Source organism: Pseudomonas sp. LB3P25, assembly GCF_054897985.1.
Map to the genome: position 1 here is coordinate 1,459,491 of NZ_CM142711.1, position 21,590 is coordinate 1,481,080.

Below are 21,590 nucleotides of genomic sequence, written 5' to 3' on the forward strand. Positions count from 1 at the left end.
GGGACGCTCATCTGCTCAATTTACTGCCCGGCTCTTTGCAGAGCTGCCCGGGACAACATTCTGCTCAATTGTTTTTCCTCGTAGCCGATGTCGTTGAGCAAAGCGTTATAGCGCTCCTCAGTCATTCGTTCATCGGCGAGCGCGATACTTTCCGCAACGCCCAGTTGCCTGCCGAGGTCTTGTAATCGTTGTTTGAGCGCCCGTCGCTGGGCCAACTGCAATCCCTTTGAGTCGGCCCATGCTCGTTGAGCGTCCCGGAGTTCATCGAGCACGCCGGTCTTGAACTCATACTGTCGGGCATTGCGTCGAAACTCGGACGGGTAAGTGTCACGCAGGTATTTCTCCCAGAAGGGTTGCTCGATCATAGCGTTGATCAGCCCGTCGCCTTCCTCCATTGACAGCACGGTGTCAAAGGCCTGCTCGAGCATGTCGTCGCTCACTCCGGCCGTGGGTCGATACAGCATCCTTTGTGACTGCCACGGCAAATCGAGGCGCTGAGCAAGGCCGGTTTCATACGCCAGATGCACCTCAACCTCATCGGGGTTGCCGGAGCGGGCAGCAATATCGGCACTGGCGATATCGTCCACTCGCTTCAGGCGGGCGGCGCCTTTTGCCAGGGTCACCAGCTTTTTCTCAATGATTTCGGGTGACGTTGACAGCGCATACGCCTCGCTGGTGAGTACCTTGATTCCCATGTTGTTGAACGCTTGTGTACCGGCGTCTTCACAGGTGGTGGGTGCCGTGGCGATGTCGAACAACTCCTTGCGCAAGTCGCTGTCCAGGTCCATGGCCTCGATCATTCGCCATACCCGACTGCTGAGCAGTTCGCGCACTGTACCGCCGGCCCGGAAATCGGCAGAGTGAGTCAGGCTTTCGATCACGCTGAAGAACGCAGTGGAATCGGGTTCGGCCATCAAATCGATCCACGCTTCATGCCTGAAAGTGCCGAGCCCTGTCGCGGCGTTACTCCACCATTGGGAGTCGCTGGTCATTGGCCATTGCGCGATGGTGTTCAGAGCGGCGTCGGAGACAGGCTGACTGGGACTCAGGCCCACCGACCTTCTGTAGCCTTCGAAGGCGATACGGTTAGCGTCCGAAAGCTGCGCTGGCGTCAGGCGCGTGCGAGCCACCAGACGTGCCTCATCGGAGCCCGGTGTGACGGCAGGAATTTCACTAAGCGGGTTGTCCAGCAAGTCCAGGTAAAAGCCCCGGGGCCGATGTTTTTTGAAGAGCCCCTCGGGCCAGGTGGTGGCGCCGGTGTTGCCCAGACTCAGAATGCTCAGCTTAGGCATGCGCCCCACGTCCGGCAGCATTCCCAATTGCGGGTTGTCATCAAGGCGCAGCGTTTCCATACGGGTCAGATGCCTCAGTTGCTCGACAGCGGAAGGTGTCAACCTGATCTGATTGTTCATCAGACGCAGCGTTCGAAGAAAATGCATCTTGCCGATGTCTTCCGGTAGCTGGGCCAGCCGGCAGCCTCGTGCACTCAATTGTCGTAGATGAGGAAAGTTCTTCAACAGACCGCCGGGGGCTGTTGAAAAGGTCCCTCGGTCGAGGTTCAGGGTACTGACCTGATCCAGGTAGTACTTGATGTCGGGCAGCTTTTTCCACCAGCGCTCCAGATCGTAACGACTGAACTCCGTCGACAAGTCCAGTGCATAACCCGTTTCAACGGAGGTGCTGCGTTCGCCGAAGATGGTCGATTTTCGTTCGAAACATTCGATCAGGCGGTCGGCGATGTGCTGCCCGCCTTCATCCCTGAAAGAATAGGTGCCAGGACCCCAGCCGTCGTTTTTTTGAACCCGCCATTTATTGAGTGTCTCCTTCAGGTTGTACAAATCGCGGTCAAGTCGACGGATCGTCTTAATCGCCTCGTCGTGCGACTCACCAAGGGATCGAACAAACGTATTGACCTCCCGTTCGGACAAATGGGGATACAGATCCTGCACGCGTTCTTCCAGGGTCGTTGCCGATTTTGAGATCACGGGGCCCCGAAGAAGGGCGACTGTTTGTGGGTCTGCAACCGGGCGAATCGGTGGTTCAAGCAACGCTGTCCGACGCTCGGCGGGTGCCTCGGTTTTTGCCATCACCCATTGTTTAAACTGCCGACCCTGGCCTGTCCGGTAGCCCAGTTTTCTTCGTTTTTCCGCTGGCAAGGCGTAGAGGACCGAGTCGTAGAAGTCGCCTCCTTCATGCAAGGTATGGTCAGTGCCGTCGCGTACCTCGTATTTTGCATGTTCATCTCTGATCAGCAGCCGAACGGTCGTTGCCTTGTCACTGCCGACGCTGCAACGCAACGGCCCGTCAAAGGTGCCGTCACGCACTTCGATGCGTAAATCGTTGAACGTATCGGCGTGGATTCTAAGGGCGTTCAGCACCAGATTTTCGGTTTCGGGAGTCAGGAAGGCATCTTCATACAACCCCTCATAGGCATGGCTGGCGCGAGCCTCGAATGCCGCCTCCCGGGCCTGACTTTTCAAGTCCAATGGCACGCGTTGTTCCTGGGTCATGCGCTCCAGGTCAGCGCGGCTGGCATGGCCTAACAGTTTTTCCGCTGCACTGCGTGGGAGCGTGGGAGCGCTCTGTACCAGCTGTCGAAGCTGCGGGTCATCTGACCTTTCGCTGGACTGGTACTGCTGATTGAAAATATCCACTTTCAGGGCGTCTGCTTCATCAGCCAACAGATTGCGCAGTGCTTGCCGCTGCTCACCTTTGGGTACTCGCCGACCGAACAGGGCCCTGAGTTCTTCCTCGTCAAGAAACGCAAGGATGCTCTCTGGAAACCTGCCGCTCATAACGTGGGAGAGATCGGTGGAGAGTGTCTGACCGGTGGTCGCGTCGGGGTTTCCATACTGGCGAAAGCTTCCGGTCTGACTGGAATCCGCATACACCTTCAGCGCCTTGTCGGCAGGCCAGCCCTCGAGCGAGGTCGGGAGGTTTTCGAACCAATAGGAGGACGGGGCAAGCGGCTGCCCGGTGCGGATCTGCTCGCCGGCCTGTGCGACCTCCTTCTGAATTTTGAAACGTTTGAGGCTATCGTCCAGCAACGGCGGTGGCGGCGCATTGTCCATGTGCATCTTGCGCAGGGCGTTGTCCTCGGTGCCACTGATCGTACGGATCTGTTCGAGTTCGGTGTCGCTCAAGTCCGCCACGCTATGACCCAGACGACGCATCAAGGTCGAGCCTTCCCACTCGCGCGGGTTCTCGGCTTCGTGGGTCCAGGCGCCCCTGCCATTGTGTTTCAACTCGGGTCGATAGGCATCGGCGCGGCGTGGATGCTTGACGCGGTAGTTGCCCGTGAGCGGGTCCTGTTGCACGGCGTAGTGTTTGTTCTCCAGCGCCAGGATGTTCTGGCCTTCGTGGGTGTGCAGGCCTTGTTCATCGGGAAGGGAAGTGGCTGGCAACTTGAGGTTCGGCTGTTCGTAGGGTTTGAGGTCGGGGTGCCACAGGCGCTGTTGGCCATTGGGCAGTTGCACCGGTTTCATGCCTTCGATCAAGGGGGAGAGTTTCAAACGAGCGAGTTTGCCAATCTCTGCGCCCGCGGCGAAGGCCGCCAACTGGATGATGTCGGTCACCACCCCCATGACATGCTCGGCGGCTTCGATCCACTGCCCCTCGGCAAGGTCGACGATAGAGGTGATGACGTCGCTGGTGATCTGATACGCGGTGTACACCATCATCAATTCGCCCAGACCGGGTACGAACGGGGTGACGATCATCAGGGCCACGTTGAAGATGTCCGAGACGATTTTTTTGAAGTTGTCCCACCAGGCCCAACGGGCGTTGCTGTCCGTATCGGCGGTAGATACAGCAATGTGTCTGGCGTCATTGAGTATCTTGTTGAGCTTTTGCTGGTAGAGATGGGTCCAGACATCGCCCGTGATCAGTACAAAGTTAAATCGCACCTTGGGATTGACCACGGGCTCCTCCCGCCACACCGGGCGTTGGTCCAACGCTTCTTTTTCATGCTGCGTGACCTCGAACAGGCGTTGCTGGAGTTCGGCGAAAAAGTGGCCGCGCTGTGGTTGGGCGACGAACTGGCTGAAGTATTGGCGATAGGTCATTTGTGACGATTCGATGAAGTCGTTGTCGCGCAGTTGGCGAGTCAGCTCATTCATGAAGGCTTCGACTGAGGGGTATTCTTTCAGCGGGTGCTCGGGGTCCTGGGGAACGTAGGCGATCACTTGGGCAGCATTGTTGGTTCGATCGAGATTAGGCGAAATCAGCACGATGCCGGTCAACGGCGTGTCCAGGAGGGACATCTCGCCGAACTGCACAATCTTGCCTTTGAACCTGAGGTTGCGCTGGCCATCCAGCATGGCCAGCACCAGGTCGCGGGTGTCCCGCGCGATGTCGCCGGTTATGACCGCCAAATGTGTTGCTGCTTTGAACGCGGCCTTCTGACTTTCAACCACGTTGTATTGCAGCCAAGTCTTCGCAACCGGATTGTCGGGCAGCAAAAAGCTTTCAAGGTGTTGGGTATAACGCGCGCCAATGTCCAGTTCGCGACACAGGGTCTGGAACTGGGCGATGGACATTTTTCGTTTGATCGGCTTGATATCGAACAGCCCTCGCTCGTCGGGCTGGCTGATGAAGTCGGAGTCCGCTTCGCAGGCTTCGGATCGGGCGAAGTTATGCAGCGCCGCATCAAGCAGTGAAACCGTACGGGTCACGAAGCCCTTGGAAATATTGATGGCATACCAAGGCCGTTCTTTGGGAAGGTAAAGATGTAAGTAAGTGGTTTTTACATCGTCGTCGACGCCGTATTGTTCTTTCAGTGCGGCGCTCAACAAGGGTTCGGCGAATGTATAAATGTCTTGTAACTCATCAAGCACTAAATCAACTTTGTTTTGTGATGCCCAAAGTTTCAGGTTGGCGTCTTGTAATAAGTTGTGACTGAAGTTTGAGGCCGTGGTGATCCATTGCGCCGGGCCTGTCCGCGCGGTGTTGAGTTCCTGGATTCTCTTCACTGAAGCATTTTTGAACGTGTGAGGAATCCGACTTTTTATAAAGTCGTAATGGCGGCCTTTATTGTCGGGTGTACGTCCTTGTAAATCAGGCATTGTTTTAATAAACCTTGAACATGGAAGGAAGTCACCAGCCTATCCTCCATCGCCCAAAGTAAAAGTCTGAATTACTGCTGTTAAGTAAGGGGGCGTACTTGCAAAGCATTGGAATTATCAATGCCGAAAATAATTATTTACCACCTCCCTTGATGGCGCGGGCTCATCAGCGCCGCGCTACTTCGACAGGCAGACACTGCGTGTTACTTCCCGGTTGCAGATACGGCGTGAGAATCGGCGCCATGCCCTTGAGCACTTGCACTGGCAAGGCCGAAGTGAACTTGAAGGCCTCGGCCGTGCGCCCGGGCACGAACGCGGTCAGGGTGCCGAAATGGGTATCGCCTATGTAGAACACGAAGGTCGCCGTCCGGTTGATCGATTTCGAACTCAGAATCCGTCCACCCGAACCAATCGCTTCAATACGGTTGTCGCCGGTCCCGGTTTTACCGCCCATGGCCAACGGTTTGCCATCCGGCGTGATGAAACTGCCGGAAACACGTTTGGCCGTGCCGGCATCGACCACCTGCGACAAGGCTTCGCGCATGGCCGTGGCGACCTCGGAAGGCATCACCCGTTTACCGACATCCGGGTCATTGATCAGCTTGGTTTCATAGGGCGTGTTCGCCGCGAAGTGCAGGCTGTCGATGCGTAGAGTCGGCATCCGCACACCGTCGTTGAGGATGGTGCCGATCAGCTCCGCCAATGCCGCTGGGCGGTCGCCGGAACTGCCGATGGCGGTGGCCAGCGACGGAACGAGGTGGTCGAACGGATAACCGACTTTCTGCCAGCGCTGGTGAATGTCGAGGAACGCTTCGATCTCCAGCATGGTGCGAATGCGGCTGTCGCGGGCGCCCTTGTGACGGCTTTTGAACAGCCAGCTGTAGACTTCCTGGCGTTCGAACTGGCTGGCTTTGACGATCTGGCTGAACTTGGCGTCGGGGTTGTTCAGCAGGTAACCCATCAACCACAAATCGAGCGGGTGGACCTTGGCGATGAAACCCTGGTCCGGCAAGTCGTAGGCGCCAGGGCCGTAGTTTTCGTAGAGCCGTTGGAGGCGTTCGTCGGTCAGTTTCTCGGTGAGCTTGGCGCCTTTGAGGTGCGAGCGCACGAAGGTATTGAAGCTTTCCTGACTGGCCTGTGGCAACAGATAACGATGCACCGCAGCCATGCGAATCGGTGTCGGGCGCATGCTGTCGAGGAAGGTCTCGAGTCGCGCCTGGGTGTCTTTGTTCTTGTACTTCTTCCAGAACTTCAGCAGGAACGACGTGCCTTCGCGGTCGGCAAACGAGGCCAGGTATTCCTGACGCCGAGGGTCGCGGTCGTCCTTGAGCAATTCGGCGCTGCTATTGGGGCCGGAATACGTGGTGTAACGCACCAGGTCACGCATTAGCCGAATGAAAGGCAGGTTGATCGACTCACGTATCGCATCGCGCAGGGTCGGCATGCGGCCGTTGTCTTCGTTGCGAAAGTTATGGAACACGTGCAGCCCGCCACCAGTGAAAAAGGCTTCACCGGGGCTGGCGGAGTATTTGCGGTCCAGCGCGGCGCCCAGCATGGCCGGCAGGTTGCGGTCTTTATTCTGGATCAGGTAATCGACGGCCCAGCGGCTCAGACGGTCCTGGTCCGGGACGTCGACTTTCTTCAGTTCCGGGACGGTCATCGTTGCGTATTTATCGTGCAGCTCGGCCATGATCTGCAAATAGGTGGTCAGCACGCGCATCTTGGCGGTGGAGCCCAGTTCCAGCTTGCTGCCTTCATTGATATCGAACGGTTGGTCGGTGCTATCGGTCTGCACCCGCACCCGCGAGCCGTCCGGGGTCAGTTCGAACAGCGTGAAGCTGTAGCGCACTTGAGTGGTACTGGTGGGGGTCAGCAGGCGTTCGCCCATCAAGCCGATCTGCGCCGCAAACACAGGGTCGGCCAGATGCTTGAGGTACTCGGTGGCCTTGGTTTGCAGCTCGCCTTGCAGGGTGCTGGTGGCGGAGAGATCAAGGCGGTCGAGGTCGTACAACGGACGGTTGAGCAACCCGCCCAGACGGCTGCGTGCCACGCTGATGCCCTTGTTGGTTTCGATCGGCTGAATAGTTGGCTGTGTTTGCCAGTCGCGATAGGTCACTGTGCTGGCCAATGCCGCGGCCGCGAGTGGCGCATCGATCACGCTATTGAGTGCCAGCAGGCGAATGTGGCTGTCGGTGAGGTCGGCCAGTTCCTCATGACCCTTGGTCAAGTAGTGAGAAGGGCGGCGCTGGGCAATCATCAAAGACAGCATCTCACGCAGGGCCAAACCTTTTTCCGACATGCTTTTCGGATCTGTCGCGTTGCTGGCCAGCTGTTCGTTGGCCGCGTTGAAGTCGGCGCCGTACCAGACGCGCAAACCTTCGGCCATGCCATGCACTTCACCGTGGCCCGGTACTGCCGACAGGGGCACGCTGTTGAGGTAGTCGCGAATCACGTTCTGCCGGGCTTCGAGGGTCTCCGGCCCGGCCTGATAGGCGCGCACGCTGGCGGAAATCATCTGGCGGATTTTTTCCGCGCCGGACACGGTCAGGCCATCGGGCGAATGCCGGTACTTCTCAAGTTGCGTTGCCAGGGTACTGCCGCCCGCCGACTGGCCCGGCAGGTGCATCAGTTTGGCGACCTGGGACCACGCCGCCATGCCGAACCGCGGCCAATCCACCGCGGGGTTGGCCCGGGGCTGACGGGGGTCGAGCAAGAAGCGGTTTTCGATGAACAGCAAACTGTTGACCACCACGGGAGGGATCGCCGCAAAGCTTGAATACAGTTGTTGTGGGTATTTGTACTGGTAGAGCGGTGCCGCACGGCAATCAGTGATCGACAGTCCAGCCTGTATTTTCTCTGCATAGGGCACGAAAAAGCCCTTGTCGGTGTAGTCCATCAGCTTTTGGGAAAACCGGGTCTGTGACGCCACAACGTAGTCGCGTTTGATCAGACGCGGCAGGAATTCATCCAGAGAGCTGTAGCCCAGACGCAGGTCGAAAGGGCCTGCGCCCGGATAACGAATGGCATCGCTGGGACCGGGTTTCAGCTCGTAGCTCAGGGTTTCGGCGAATTGGCTGATTTCCCGGGATTGAAACTTCGACGTGCGCATTTCCTTGGCCGCGGCCAGCCCCACGACAATCAGAATTATCAGCAACAACAACCAGAAAGCCCCCCAGCCGTGCCGGGAACGACGAGGTTTTTCAGGTAAAGGCGCTTCATCCACACGTTCAGTCGGAACCACATCTTCACTCGAATCGGTTTGCCATAAAGCGCCCATAGTCGACTGATCCATTCACGCAGATTGAGAGGACTTGTCTGAAGCTTAGTCGGTGGTTGGCGTTGGTGAAAAAATTGTGGATACACAAATCTTGAATTCTCATCGTCAAGCACCTGTGGAAAGGAGCTTTTGTGGCGAGGGGATTGGTGAGGGGATTTATGTGGCGAGGGGATTTATCCCCGTTGGAGTGCGAAGCGCTCCCCTGTGTCCTTTCAGTCACATCGCATCCACAGGTTTTACGGCTGCTGCGCAACCGAACGGGGATAAATCCCCTCGCCACATAATTCCCTTCACCACATAAATTCCCTTCACCACATAAATCCCCTCACCACAGGGAGTTCGGTAGCCACAGAAGGGGAGTGACGTTACAACCAGCAGACATCCCAGAGGGGGTAATCGCCGATTTTGTCTACGAGCCCTGCTCTCAAGGGGTTGGTAACAATGTAACGAGCGAACGGTAGAAGCTCTTCGCCATCACGAATGGTTCGATCGTGATAGCCGGTTTGCCACAAAGAGCCACTTCGGCCGGTCGTTTTGTTCACTGCCTGGGCGCATCGGGCTTTGGTAGCACCAATGACATTCCCTAAATTGTCGTCTTGCAATTGCATCAGCCAATGAAAGTGATCAGGCATAACCACCCAAGCGATTGAATTCACCAGCCCGGAGTCGTGAGTCCGTCGCATTTCTGCGACAAGCAGGCGGCCCAAGCGCCAATCAGAAAATAGGGGGTGGCGATTGCGGATAACCGCGGTGATGAGATAAGCGCGACCGGTTTCGGAATGTCGGCCGAAGCGCAGGCGATGAGAGTTAGGTTGAGTAGGCAATCCATTGCTTCCTTACGTGATCGTCAAGTGACGCTTTCAGGCTAGTACGCAGTGGTCTTTATCGAAGCTAAGACTTTTGAGTGAAATTTCTGATTCCTTTGCAGGACTCATCGAAGTGGGCAGAGCCTTTGTGGAGAGAGGGCTTTTGTGGCGAGGGGATTTATCCCCGTTGGAGTGCGAAGCGCTCCCCTGTGTCCTTTCAGTCACATCGCATCCACAGGTTTTACGGCTGCTGCGCAACCGAACGGGGCGATGCGGCGTTCCGATAAATCCCCTCGCCACAACAGCTCTTCTCACCACAGAGAGGCACTTAGGTCTGGAATGCTTGAGTTAGAGCCATCTGGGGGGAATAAGGCCTAGGCAGGACCATGACGACGCACCATTGCTGTGCAATACTCCGCGCCGTTTAATTGGTGAATAATCCTACAAAAGCCAGGTAATGCCCCTCCGTAAACCGGACTTTTCCCGAGAGTTCTCGCTGAATGTTGTGGTTTATAGAGTGAAAAGCCCTGTAGGAAGCTTTTTATACTGCACGCCCCGCTGATCTTGCAGGTTTTGTCCTACAAGACGGGTTTGCCCACGAAGCAGACTCGGTTTCTCTGAAGCATTGGCTTACTGGTCAGCGCTTCAACACTCGGTGGTCATATCCAATAACAAGACGAGGTTGTACCCCTATGCCAGGCAATCACCTGCCCAATGGCGAGACCGCTCAAGGCGGCCCGCTCAAACGCGAACTCGGCGAACGGCATATTCGCTTGATGGCGCTCGGCGCCTGTATCGGCGTCGGCCTGTTCCTCGGTTCGGCCAAGGCCATCGAGATGGCTGGCCCGGCCATCATGCTGTCCTACATCATTGGCGGTCTGGCGATCCTGGTGATCATGCGCGCCCTCGGTGAGATGGCGGTGCACAACCCGGTTGCAGGCTCCTTCAGCCGTTATGCTCAAGACTACCTCGGCCCATTGGCGGGCTTCCTGACCGGCTGGAACTACTGGTTCCTGTGGCTGGTGACCTGCGTTGCGGAAATCACCGCGGTGGCGGTGTACATGGGCGTCTGGTTCCCCGATGTGCCGCGCTGGATCTGGGCGCTGTCTGCGTTGATCAGCATGGGCACCATCAACCTGATCGCGGTGAAAGCCTTCGGTGAGTTCGAATTCTGGTTCGCCCTGATCAAGATCGTCACCATCATCGCGATGGTGGTCGGCGGCATCGGCGTGATCGCGTTCGGCTTCGGCAACGACGGCGTGGCGCTGGGGGTTTCCAATCTCTGGGCTCACGGGGGCTTCATGCCCAACGGCGTGCAAGGCGTGCTGATGTCGCTGCAAATGGTGATGTTCGCTTACCTCGGTGTCGAGATGATCGGCCTGACCGCCGGTGAAGCGAAGAACCCGCAGAAGACCATTCCCAATGCGATCGGCTCGGTGTTCTGGCGGATTCTGCTGTTCTACGTCGGCGCGCTGTTCGTGATCCTGTCGATCTACCCATGGAACGAAATCGGCACTCAGGGCAGCCCGTTCGTGATGACCTTCGAGCGTCTGGGCATCAAGACCGCCGCCGGCATCATCAACTTCGTGGTGATCACCGCTGCGCTGTCGTCCTGCAACGGCGGCATCTTCAGCACCGGTCGCATGCTCTACAGCCTGGCGCAGAACGGTCAGGCTCCGGCCGGCTTCGCCAAGACCTCGAACAATGGCGTGCCGCGTCGCGCCTTGCTGCTGTCGATCGGTGCCTTGTTGCTGGGCGTGCTGCTCAACTACCTGGTGCCTGAAAAAGTGTTCGTCTGGGTGACGGCAATTGCCACCTTCGGCGCGATCTGGACCTGGGTGATGATCCTGCTGGCCCAGCTCAAGTTCCGCAAAGGCCTGAGCGCCAGCGAACGCGCCGGCCTGAAATACAAGATGTGGCTGTACCCGGTCAGCTCGTATCTGGCACTGGCGTTTTTGGTGCTGGTGGTCGGCCTGATGGCGTACTTCCCGGACACCCGCGTGGCACTGTATGTAGGCCCGGCGTTCCTGGTCCTGCTGACGGTGTTGTTCTACGTGTTCAAGCTGCAACCGACCAATGTGTCGCAGGGTGCGGTGCGTTCGGCTTCGTAAGGCGTAACACCTGAAATGAAAAAGCCCCGGTCCATTGGCCGTAATGCTGTTCACTTAAGCATTTGAGTCCTAGCTGGGCTTATCCGAAAATCCGATGCCAGACCTCTGGCATCGGATTTTTTATGTCTGTTCAACAGGACCTGCTCGACCTCGGCGACCTTTTCAACTTCTGCGACCTGAGCACCTTTACCCAAAACATCCCCATTGAGTGGGTAGCCTCTGCGCTGGATCTTTCCAGTCAGGCCACCATTCGCCGACGTCGCTTGCCTGCTGACCAGGTGCTTTGGCTGGTGCTCGGCATGGCGCTGTTTCGTGACGAACCCGTTCACGAGGTGGCCAGACGCTTGAACATTTGCGCCCAAGGCCTGGCCTCCGACCACCTGTTGGCCCGTAGCGGTGTAACCGAAGCTCGAAAGCGGCTCGGCGCCGATCCTGTTGAGTGGTTGTTCCGCAAGACGGGTACCCAATGGGGTGCAGAGCGCTATAGCGGTGACGCCTGGCACGATCTGCAGGTGTTCGCGGTAGACGGTGCGCTCTTGCGCACTGCGGATACGCCCGAGCTTCGGGATCACTTCGGCTCGGGAAATACTTCGACCGACCGCCAGACACCGTTTCCCATGATGCGTCTTGTGGCGTTGATGAATGTACGCTCGCACTTGATTCTGGATGCGCAATTGAGTCCCTACCGGCGCAGTGAAATGCGCTTGGCCGATGAGTTCCTGCAACAGATCCCCAACCACTCGGTGACGCTGTTCGATAAAGGGTTCTGGGGGGCTGAAATGCTGTCGAGCCTGAGCAAAGCCGGGATCAACCGTCATTGGTTGATCCCGGCCAAAAAAGGCATGGTCTGTGAGGAAGTGGCCCGTTACGGCCAGCACGACCGTTTGGTGCGCATGAAAGTCTCGCCGCAGGCTAGAAAGCGCATTCCGACTCTTCCAACGCACTGGGAAGCCCGCGAAGTCAGCTATGAAATTCAAGGCAAGCTAAAAACCGTCATGACGTCGTTGCCGGCCGATACCTACAACACCAAGGCGGTTGCCAGGCTTTATCAGGAGCGCTGGGAAATTGAATTGGGCTTCAGGGACATCAAGAGCTCGATGCAACAGAACGCAGTGACCTTGCGCAGCAAAAAAGTCGATCTGGTCTATCAGGAGGTATGGGGACTCTTGCTGGCTTACAACGTAATTCGTCGGGAAGCCAGTCAGGCGGCGGTGGCGTTTGGTCGAGCGCCATCGGACATCCGTTTCAAACCGGCCTGCCAGTACATCGCAGTCCAACTGATCGTCATGGCAGCGGCTAACCCGGTTTCAGCGACCGGGAGACGATTGGCAGAGTTGAGGGCAGGTATCGGAGGATTGTTTCTGGACCACCGCCCCAGGCCTTCGAGGCCAAGGACGGTGAAGATCTCAAAGACCCGGTTTCCAGTGGACCGTAAGGCTGCTCCGCTTAAGTGAACAGCATTACGGTCCATTGGCCGGGGCTTTTTATGTGCGCCCAGCATGGGCGCAATCTTGTGGGTGAAAGTCCCGCCGTAAGCTGACCACAGCGAACGAAGTGAAGCGCAACTGCATGAGGGCGACCGAGTGTGGGGAGGAAGCGTGGATCGAAGCCATGAGCCGATGTACAAGAACCGGATAGAAGGCGAAGCCGATCAGGGCGAGCGGGCATAAAACCGCGAAGCTCTTGTGGTCAAGGATCAGGTTGCGTAAATCCGGCGGTTGTGTGGTGAAGGATTGCGTTCTTACCTGGGGAGATCTCGCCTTGTGCCTGAAAGGGCGACGGTGCAAGCCGGAGCGAGAAGTCAGCAGAGGCCGTAGTAGTCTTTTTTTTTTTTTTGACGAAGGGCCGAACGAGAGAAAGCGTTATAGGCCATGTTGATGCGAACGACCGGAAGTCAGATGCCTGCCAAACGCGGGGCGGATGTGAGGACGCGAGCGGTGAAACCGTGAGAAGCCCCATCAGCGACGAGGTCAATCGCCCGCAAGATGAATCCGACAACGCAGGGCAAGGGCTGCTGGATCGGGCCTTTGCGAGAGAAAACCTGAAGCGGGCATGGAAGCGGGTCAAGGCCAACAAGGGAGCAGCGGGCGTCGATGGTCTGGATATTGAACAGACCGCCGAACATCTACTGAGCCAGTGGGCGGCGATTCGCGAACAGCTTCTTTCAGGCGTCTACCGGCCCAGCCCGGTACGACGTGTGGTCATCCCCAAACCTGACGGCGGTCAGCGCGAGTTGGGAATTCCAACGGTCACCGATCGCTTGATCCAACAAGCGTTGCTGCAAGTCTTGCAACCAGAACTCGATCCGACTTTCAGTGAACACAGCTACGGCTTTCGCCCGGGACGTTGCGCGCAGGATGCTGTTTTGGCGGCTCAGCGCCATGTGTCTTCAGGGCGAAGAGTGGTGGTGGATGTTGATCTGGAGAAGTTCTTCGACCGGGTCGATCACGATATTTTGATTGATCGTTTACGCAAGCGGATTGCGGATCGGGCGGTTATCCGGCTGATTCGGGCGTATCTGGATGCGGGAACGCAGATCAATGGCGTAGTCGAGAAAAGCCGCTGCGGGGCGCCGCAAGGCGGCCCGCTGTCGCCGTTGCTGGCGAACGTGCTGCTGGACGAAGTGGATCGGGAACTTGAACGTCGAGGTCATTGCTTCGTGCGCTATGCCGACGATGCGAATGTGTATGTTCGCAGCAAGAAGGCCGGGCAGCGAGTGATGGCCTTGCTCAAGCGTCTGTATGAAAAGCTGCACTTGAGCGTCAACGAGAGCAAGAGTGCGGTGGCGAGTGTATTTGGTCGCAAGTTTCTGGGGTACGCGTTCTGGGCTTCTCCACAAGGCGTCAAAAGGACAGTAGCGGTCAAAGCGCGTCAGCGCTTCAAACAGTGCATCCGCTGGTTTACCCGGCGCTCAGGTGGCCGCAGCTTGCAACAAGTTGTCGACCGATTAAGGCCCTACATGCTTGGCTGGAAGGGATATTTCGGCTTGTCGCAAACTCCCAGAATCTGGCGAGAGTTAGATGAATGGATACGACACCGACTACGAGCAATCCAGCTCAAGCAATGGCGGCGTAGTTCAACGATCTATCGAGAGCTGCGCAGGTTGGGTGCAAGTGAGGCTACTGCTCGCAAAGTGGCGGGAAGCTCTCGCTGCTGGTGGCGCAATAGCGCTCTTGAACTCAACCGAGTGCTCGATATAGCGTGGTTCGACAGAACGGGTTTACCGCGTCTCTCCTGACCTCAATCTCTCGAACCGCCCGGTGCGGACCCGCATGCCGGGTGGTGTGGCAGGGGAACGGCCTATGAAGGCCGTCCCCTATGCCGATTGGCTGGCAATCATGTGTCGAGCGAGCTTTTGTGGCGAGGGGATTTATCCCCGTTCGGCTGCGCAGCAGTCGTAAAACCATAGCACTCGGTATACCTGACACATCGCGCCTGCTGGTTTTGGGGCGGCTGCGCCACCCAACGGGGATAAATCCCCTCGCCACATGGTAACTATGCCGATATCAAGCGGCTGCGACCTGGACCGGGCGATTCAACCGCTTGTTGAAATCCAGCCACGCCCCCAGCAACGCCATCACCCCGGCACCCACCAACGCTGTAAAAACCTGCATGGCAAACGCATCGTCGGTCAGGGCGTTGAGCATGTCCGCCAAGGGCGCCAACAGCACGCCGAGGCAGAAAACTTCCAGTGAGTAGCGCCCCATGCGGCAGCATTGCTGCGCCAGCCAGTTTTGCGTCCAGCCGTTGCCGGGCAAGAGCCTGGCGGTGACATAAGCCAGCGCCAGGAAGTGCAGCAGACGGACCGGCGACAGATCGGTCTTGCTGATCGGGTACAACAAGTTGCTCAGGCTGGCTGGCATCACGGCATCGTGTATTTCGGGCCAGCGCCAGGAGACTGTAATCACGCCGGTCACCACCACGTACACCGCCGCGCTGACAAACAAGGGCTGGCGCAACAGGGGGCGAGTGTCGGGCAACCGTGGCCGCTGCCCGTGAATCGCCGCAAAGCCACCGAGGACAAACAGCAGTTGCCAGGTGACGGGGTTGAAGTACCACACACCGTCCTTGATTGCCGCAAGGTTCCAGCCAAACCGCGGTGCCAGCAAGTACACCGCCAATGACACCGCTACGACCGCCCACGGCTTGCGCACCAGCAACGGCAGGACCAGTGGCAAGCCCGCCAGCAGCACGATGTACAGCGGCAGCGGGTCCATCAGGTTCGGCTTGAAGCGCAGCAGCAACTCATCCGTCAACGCTTGCTGGGGGGTGGTGATGAAGTGATGCAGGCCCATTTCCTCCACCAGATCGCGGGTTTCCACATGACTGTTGGCGAAGAACACGATGCCCATCAGCATGGCCAGCAGGAAAATATGGGCCACGTAGAGCACCCAGGCGCGCCGCAGAATCTTCACGCAGGCGATCAGGTAACCATCGCGCGCAAGGATTTTGCCGTAGGCCAGCACCGCCGCATAACCGGCCAGAAACACAAAAATCTCCGCCGCATCGCTGAAGCCGACATTGCGCACCGTGAATTGGGCGAGGGGGTTTTGCGGCACGTGATCCCAGAAGATGAAGATCAGTGCCAGGCCGCGAAAAAAGTCGATTCGGTGATCGCGCTCAAACGTCATGACGGCGGGCTCGTGAACGGGTGTTGAGGTAAGGAGTAGCCAACGGCGCCAAAGGTTGCGCGCCACACATCGGCGGCGCACAGGGTGGTGTGATTCGCAGGTAATTGCAAAACCGGGATATTACGGGATGTCTCCAGGCAGGGCGGTGGCCCTACCGCTGGTCACAAAGAACCGCTGGTCTGAAAGACACGCTAACCTGTGATTTCTGACAGCAGTCAGGTTCAAAGTTTTATGACGTGAAACAGGAGGGTCACCATGAAAGTTTTATGGAAAGGATTTTCCAGCTACACGGTGGTCGGGGTCGCCAACACGCTGATCCACTGGCAAATCTTTTTCCTGTTGAGCGTGGGGGCCGGCTTCAGTCAGGCTGTCAGCAACCTGGCTGCCTTCTGCTTTGCCGCCTCGTTTTCCTTCTACATGAACGCGCTGTATACCTTCGATACCAAGGCGTCGGTCGGCGGCTATCTTCTATTCTTGGGAACCATGGGGGCGCTGAGTCTGGGCGTCGGCCATGCGGGAGACGTGTGGAGACTTCACGGTCTGCTGACGGTAGCTATTTTTTCGGCATTGAGCCTGGTGCTTGGCTTTCTGTTTTCAAAGTACGTGGTCTTTCGAGAGCGTAACGCATGAAAGTCTCGTTGATCGTTCCGGTATTCAATGAAGAACAGGCGATCAGCCTGTTTTATCAGGCAGTGCGTCGTGAGTTGAGGCTTGACCAGGCAGAGGTCGAAATCGTGTTCATCAACGATGGCAGTTCCGACCGGACGGCTGAGGAGGTCAAGGCCCTGGCGCAGGCTGATGAACAGGTATTGCTGATCAACTTCTCGCGTAACTTCGGCAAGGAACCGGCGTTGTTCGCCGGCCTGGAATATGCCACCGGCGATGCGGTGATTCCCATGGATGTCGATTTGCAGGACCCGATCAGCGTCATCCCGCGGTTGATTGGCGAATGGCAAAAAGGCGCGGATGTGGTGCTCGCCAAACGCCGGGATCGCGCCGCCGATAGTTACCTGAAACGCCACAGCGCGTCGCTGTTCTACCGTGTGCTGAACCGTATCGCGTACACCCGCATCGAAGAAAACGTCGGCGATTTCCGGCTGATGGACCGCAAGGTGGTCAACGTGATTCGCGCACTTCCCGAGCACCAGTTGTTCATGAAGGGTGTGCTGTCGTGGGCCGGGTTCACCACCGTGGTGGTGGAATACGAGCGAGCCGAGCGAGTGGCGGGCACCAGCAAGTTCAATGGCTGGAAGCTCTGGAACCTGGCGCTGGAAGGCGTGACCTCGTTCAGTACGGTGCCGTTGCGCTTGTGGACTTACGTCGGTGGCGGTATTTCGATCTTCGCGGTGCTCTACGCTGTGTACATGGTGCTGGACAAGATTTTCTTCGGTAACAGCGTCCCCGGTTACCCATCGTTGATGACCGCGATTCTGTTTCTCGGCGGCGTACAGCTGATCGGCATCGGCATCCTCGGTGAGTACATCGGCCGCATCTACATCGAAGCCAAACATCGGCCGCGCTATATCGTCAAAGACGTCGTCGGCGGCAAAGACCGGCTCGGGTTTTAGCATGGGCAGGTTCAGCGACTTTTTCAGCAAGGAACTCGGGCGCCGGCAGGTCTGGCTGTTTTTTCTGTTGGCGACCATTGTGTATGTGGTGCCGCTGATCCTCGCGGACTATCCGTATATCGATGACAACTGGCGATCCCTGTCGGCGGGTACGGCGTGGGCGGGGCAGGGGCGGCTGTTCACCGAGCTGTTCTACAACCTGCTGACCTTCAGCAATGCCGCGCCGAACATCTTTCCGTTGCCGCTGTTGATCGCCACGCTGGCCATGGCCGCGGCGTTGACCAGCCTGACGTTTCATTACTACCCGCAACCGACGATTGCTTGCTGCCTGGTGCTGTTGCCGCTCTGGTACAACCCCTTCTTTCTGCAAAACCTGTCCTATCAATACGACGGCCCTGCCATGGCGTTGAGCCTGGTGGCGGTCATCTACGCCATCACGTTTCATCACCCTTCGCGCATTCTGCAGTGGCTGGTGCCTTCCTTCCTGGTTGCCTTGGCGATAGGGCTGTATCAAGTGACCTTCAATGTGTTTCTCGGGTTGTGTTGCCTGGAGCTACTCAGGAGCGCCAATGAGAAACTGGCCTGGCCGAAGTGGTGCGAGTTGATCGGCTGGAAAATCGTTCAGGCTTTTCTGGGCTGCCTGATTTACGCCGTCAGTGCTTATCCGTTCACGCAACAGAATCGCACTCTGCTGCTGAACTGGACCGCGGAGCCGTTGCTGCAATTGCACGTCAACATCGTCAGAGTGCTGGAAAAAGTCGTGCTGCTGTTTCACGGCGGATTTGCCTGGGTGTTCGCCGCACTGTTGCTGTGTGCCATTGCCGGCGCGGTTCGCCTGGGGCTTAACGTCGTGGCGCGTCAGGACAGCACAGCGAACAAAATGCTGATCGGCCTGATCTGTCTGTTGGCATTACCGGTAGTAACCTTACTGGTGTCGGGTATGGCGCTGTTTTTCCGGGACTTCAATGAAGGGGCCAGGACACTGATGGGCTTCGCGGTCCTGTTGGTGCTGTTGTTCTATTTGAGCCATCTGGCGCTGGCACGAATCCACGAGCGGCTGCCGCTGTTGTTGATGGTTCCATTGTTGGCGATGCTGTCGCTGTCGTACGCCTATGGGCGGGTGCTGACCGTGCAGAAAACCTTCGCGTCCAGCGCGCTATTGAGTCTTGAGCACGACATCGCGTCGAATCGACAGTTGTTGGAGGCCAAGCGCATTTACATGTCAGTGACCTATTCCGATCACTGGCTGCTGGGGGCGGCGGGCTCGTTCAAGCAGATGCCGGTGCTGCACTATCTGCTGAACATCGATTTTTTCATGCTGGCCGAGAACCTGCCGAAAGTGGGCATCACCAACGTGGTGGCGGAGCAGGAGCGACGTAACGCGACCAGGGTGGGTTATCAGGGTTATCCACCGGTGGTGGAGAACCCGTACTACCGGATTTATCTGCTGGGCGATTACGGTTTTATTGTCATGAAAGAGCCGACCCCGATTAAGGCGCTTCACTGGTGAAGCGCGATGACAGGGGCCGTCGGGTTCAGGCCGCTACGACCTCGTTCGGCTCAAAACTGTCCGCCCGCGCCATTTGCCACATCCGCGAGTAAAACTCGCCATTCACGTCACCGGTCAGCAACTCCCCCGGTTTTAAAAACACATGCAACTGCGAGAACAATTTGATTTCGGTCGCCGACATGCGCCGTACCAAATGCTTGGCCGACAATTGCGAAGGATGTTCCAACCCGGCAGCGGCAAGCATTTCGGCCAGGGCCTTGAGGGTGTTGCGGTGGAAGTTGAAGACGCGTTGGGCCTTGTCCGGAACCACCAGTGCGCGTTGGCGCAAGGTGTCCTGGGTGGCGACACCGGTCGGGCATTTGTTGGTGTGGCAGCTTTGCGACTGGATGCAGCCGATGGCGAACATGAAGCCGCGTGCCGAGTTGGCCCAGTCGGCGCCGATGGCCAGGACGCTGGCAATGTCGAAGGCGCTGACGATCTTGCCGCTGGCGCCGAGTTTGATTTTGTCCCGCAGGTTCAGGCCGACGAGCGTGTTGTGCACGAACAGCAAGCCTTCGCGCATCGGCACGCCGATATGGTCGGTGAACTCCACGGGCGCGGCGCCGGTACCGCCTTCCTTGCCATCAACCACGATGAAGTCCGGGAGGATGCCGGTTTCCAGCATGGCCTTGGCGATGCCCATGAATTCCCACGGGTGGCCCAGGCAGAACTTGAAGCCCACCGGTTTGCCGCCGGACAGTTCGCGCAACTGCGCGATGAAGTGCATCAGTTCGATCGGCGTGGAAAACGCGCTGTGCCGCGACGGCGAAATGCAATCTTCGCCCATCAGGATGCCACGGGTTTCGGCGATTTCCTGGGTGACTTTGTGCTTGGGCAGAATCCCACCGTGGCCGGGTTTGGCGCCTTGGCTCATCTTGATTTCGATCATCCGCACTTGCGGCGTCTGCGCTTGTGCCGCGAAGCGTTCAGGGTCGAAGCGCCCGTCAGCGGTGCGGCAGCCGAAGTAGCCGCTGCCGAGTTCCCAGGTCAGGTCGCCGCCGTTTTCCCGGTGATAGGCGCTGATGCTGCCTTCGCCGGTGTCGTGGGCGAAGTTGCCGAGCTTCGCGCCCTGGTTCAACGCGCGAATGGCGTTGGCGCTGAGGGAGCCGAAGCTCATGGCCGAGATGTTGAACACCGACGCCGAGTACGGCTGCGTGCACTGCGGGCCGCCGACCGTTACCCGGAAACTGCTCGGGTCGCTCAACGGCGCCGGGCGCATGGAGTGGCCGATGAATTCGAAGCCCGACTGATACACATCGATCAACGTACCGAAGGGTTTGTCGGCGCTTTCGTTCTTGGCCCGTGAATAGACCAGCGAACGCTGGGCCCGGGAGAAGGGCAGGGCGTCGCTGTCGGATTCGAGCAGGTACTGGCGGATTTCCGGGCGAATACCCTCTACCAGATAGCGGATGTTGCCGAGGATCGGGTAATTACGGCGCACCGCGTGAGGGTTTTGCAGCAGATCGAACAGGCCTACGAGGCTGAGAATGCCGGTGACGGCGGTGATCGGCCAGAGCCAGTCGTGCTCCAGGAAGGGCAGACTGGCGAGGGTAAACATCACACAGACGGCAAAGAAGGCGTAGCGGCTCAGGAGTGACAGGCTCATACGGTTTCCTTGGGTTCGGACTTGGTTGTATTCAACACGGTGGAGCGTCTGGACAAAAAACACTGTGGGAGCGAGCCTGCTCGCGAAGGCGGTGGTTCAGTCGACTTCGATGCTGAATGATAGATCGCTTTCGCGAGCAGGCTCGCTCCCACATACAAGCACCTCAGCGGTGTGTCAGGCATTTTGGGCCTGGAGAAAAATTGAAAACAGCTCGGACTGGGATTTGATCCCCAGTTTGCTGTACATGTGTTTCTTATGGACTTTCACGGTTTCGACAGAGATTTCCAGCTTACGGGCGATTTCTTTACTGGAGCAGCCGCTGAGCATCAAGCGCCCGACATCCAGCTCCCGAGCGGTCAATTGTGCGCCTTTGAGTTGTTGCACCGACGCTTCCAGCTGCACGCGCCAGTCGGTTTGCGGCAGTGCCGGCGCGAGGGCCACGACCTCGTTGATTTCGTAGGGCAGGCGCTGGCGCAACAGGCCGAGCACCCAGGGCTGGATCAGCGACAGCAAGGCGATCTGCTGGCCGCTGAAACGTTGCTTGCTGCCCAGTGACAGGCACAGCGTACGGTCGCCTTCGAGCTGACAATTGAACTGGATTTCATCGGCCACCACATTCAGACGAAAGTAGCGCTGGTAATACTCGGTCAGCTCGAAATGCTCCGGCGCCACTTCCGACAGGCGATAGAGCCCGGTGCGCGACTGCTCGCGACAGGCGATGTAGAACGGATCGAGCAGGTACAAACCGCGCAGATAGTCCTGGAACAACTGATCGGGACTGCCGTCGGCGCCCGGGCATTCGGCGAACACTTGCGGGTGCTGATCGGCGCTGAAAAGCAACGCCACCCAGCTGTCGAAGGTCACGTACTGATCCAGCAACCGTACCAGCTGCGTCCAGAAATTGGGCTTGTCCAGGGCGTCGATCAGTTGCCCGACCGAGCGGTGCCACGCGATGTCGTCTAACGAAAGTGTCATGCCT

At 58.0% G+C, this 21,590-nt stretch carries 12 protein-coding genes; 6 read left to right on the forward strand and 6 right to left on the reverse strand.

All coding sequences use genetic code 11. From position 1 onward, the window contains the following. Positions 1-20 precede the first annotated feature (20 nt). The 3 genes from ACYZTW_RS06380 to ACYZTW_RS06390 all read right to left on the reverse strand — a co-directional run bounded on the left by ACYZTW_RS06380 (position 21) and on the right by ACYZTW_RS06390 (position 9,164). On the reverse strand, positions 21-4,835 hold the full coding sequence (locus ACYZTW_RS06380; RefSeq protein WP_462004192.1) for an NEL-type E3 ubiquitin ligase domain-containing protein: 4,815 nt from the start codon (positions 4,833-4,835) through the stop codon (positions 21-23). 394 nt (positions 4,836-5,229) lie between these two features. Next, complete coding sequence (locus tag ACYZTW_RS06385; RefSeq protein ID WP_462004193.1) at positions 5,230-8,340, reverse strand: transglycosylase domain-containing protein; 3,111 nt, start codon at positions 8,338-8,340, stop codon at positions 5,230-5,232. A gap of 365 nt (positions 8,341-8,705) precedes the next feature. Next, positions 8,706-9,164, reverse strand: a complete 459-nt coding sequence (locus ACYZTW_RS06390) for an REP-associated tyrosine transposase (protein ID WP_462004194.1) — start codon at positions 9,162-9,164, stop codon at positions 8,706-8,708. Between the two features lie 674 nt (positions 9,165-9,838). Between ACYZTW_RS06390 and ACYZTW_RS06395 the strand changes: the two genes are divergently transcribed. The 3 genes from ACYZTW_RS06395 (at position 9,839) to ltrA (ending at position 14,495) form a co-directional block, all read left to right on the forward strand. Continuing rightward, positions 9,839-11,257, forward strand: a complete 1,419-nt coding sequence (locus tag ACYZTW_RS06395) for an amino acid permease (RefSeq protein WP_462004195.1) — start codon at positions 9,839-9,841, stop codon at positions 11,255-11,257. A 122-nt stretch (positions 11,258-11,379) separates the two neighbouring features. Then, the gene (locus ACYZTW_RS06400) at positions 11,380-12,711 is read left to right on the forward strand and encodes an IS4 family transposase (RefSeq protein ID WP_462000820.1); all 1,332 of its coding nucleotides are present in this window, start codon (positions 11,380-11,382) and stop codon (positions 12,709-12,711) included. Between the two features lie 491 nt (positions 12,712-13,202). After that, positions 13,203-14,495: a group II intron reverse transcriptase/maturase gene (gene ltrA, locus ACYZTW_RS06405; RefSeq protein WP_462001131.1), complete on the forward strand. Its 1,293-nt coding sequence runs from the start codon at positions 13,203-13,205 to the stop codon at positions 14,493-14,495. 268 nt (positions 14,496-14,763) lie between these two features. Here ltrA and ACYZTW_RS06410 read toward each other — a convergent pair whose 3' ends face one another. After that, entirely contained in the window at positions 14,764-15,888 is a 1,125-nt protein-coding gene (locus ACYZTW_RS06410; RefSeq protein WP_462004196.1) for an OpgC family protein, read from the reverse strand. A 255-nt stretch (positions 15,889-16,143) separates the two neighbouring features. On the opposite strand from ACYZTW_RS06410, the gene ACYZTW_RS06415 reads away from it, so the two are divergent. The 3 genes from ACYZTW_RS06415 to ACYZTW_RS06425 are packed head-to-tail and all read left to right on the forward strand — an operon-like array spanning position 16,144 to position 18,966. Further along, positions 16,144-16,518, forward strand: coding sequence for a GtrA family protein (locus tag ACYZTW_RS06415; RefSeq protein ID WP_462004197.1), 375 nt, complete (start codon positions 16,144-16,146; stop codon positions 16,516-16,518). Then, on the forward strand, positions 16,515-17,456 hold the full coding sequence (locus ACYZTW_RS06420) for a glycosyltransferase family 2 protein (RefSeq protein WP_462004198.1): 942 nt from the start codon (positions 16,515-16,517) through the stop codon (positions 17,454-17,456). The genes ACYZTW_RS06415 and ACYZTW_RS06420 overlap by 4 nt, the downstream gene beginning before the upstream one ends. Before the next feature lies 1 nt (position 17,457). Further along, positions 17,458-18,966: a glucosyltransferase domain-containing protein gene (locus ACYZTW_RS06425; protein ID WP_462004199.1), complete on the forward strand. Its 1,509-nt coding sequence runs from the start codon at positions 17,458-17,460 to the stop codon at positions 18,964-18,966. Between the two features lie 25 nt (positions 18,967-18,991). Here ACYZTW_RS06425 and ACYZTW_RS06430 read toward each other — a convergent pair whose 3' ends face one another. Both ACYZTW_RS06430 and ACYZTW_RS06435 read right to left on the reverse strand, forming a co-directional pair. Continuing rightward, complete coding sequence (locus ACYZTW_RS06430) at positions 18,992-20,611, reverse strand: FMN-binding glutamate synthase family protein (protein ID WP_462004200.1); 1,620 nt, start codon at positions 20,609-20,611, stop codon at positions 18,992-18,994. A gap of 174 nt (positions 20,612-20,785) precedes the next feature. Further along, positions 20,786-21,586 (reverse strand): helix-turn-helix transcriptional regulator, encoded by an 801-nt coding sequence (locus ACYZTW_RS06435; protein WP_462004201.1) that lies wholly within the window; start codon positions 21,584-21,586, stop codon positions 20,786-20,788. Positions 21,587-21,590 lie beyond the last annotated feature (4 nt).

Coding starts and splice junctions, on each gene's coding strand:
- ACYZTW_RS06435 (WP_462004201.1), bottom strand. CDS start 21,586: ATGACACTTTCGTTAGACGACATCGCGTGGCACCGCTCGGTCGGGCAA.
- ACYZTW_RS06385 (WP_462004193.1), bottom strand. CDS start 8,340: ATGGGCGCTTTATGGCAAACCGATTCGAGTGAAGATGTGGTTCCGACT.
- ACYZTW_RS06395 (WP_462004195.1), top strand. CDS start 9,839: ATGCCAGGCAATCACCTGCCCAATGGCGAGACCGCTCAAGGCGGCCCG.
- ACYZTW_RS06420 (WP_462004198.1), top strand. CDS start 16,515: ATGAAAGTCTCGTTGATCGTTCCGGTATTCAATGAAGAACAGGCGATC.
- ACYZTW_RS06400 (WP_462000820.1), top strand. CDS start 11,380: ATGTCTGTTCAACAGGACCTGCTCGACCTCGGCGACCTTTTCAACTTC.
- ACYZTW_RS06425 (WP_462004199.1), top strand. CDS start 17,458: ATGGGCAGGTTCAGCGACTTTTTCAGCAAGGAACTCGGGCGCCGGCAG.
- ACYZTW_RS06410 (WP_462004196.1), bottom strand. CDS start 15,888: ATGACGTTTGAGCGCGATCACCGAATCGACTTTTTTCGCGGCCTGGCA.
- ACYZTW_RS06430 (WP_462004200.1), bottom strand. CDS start 20,611: ATGAGCCTGTCACTCCTGAGCCGCTACGCCTTCTTTGCCGTCTGTGTG.
- ACYZTW_RS06415 (WP_462004197.1), top strand. CDS start 16,144: ATGAAAGTTTTATGGAAAGGATTTTCCAGCTACACGGTGGTCGGGGTC.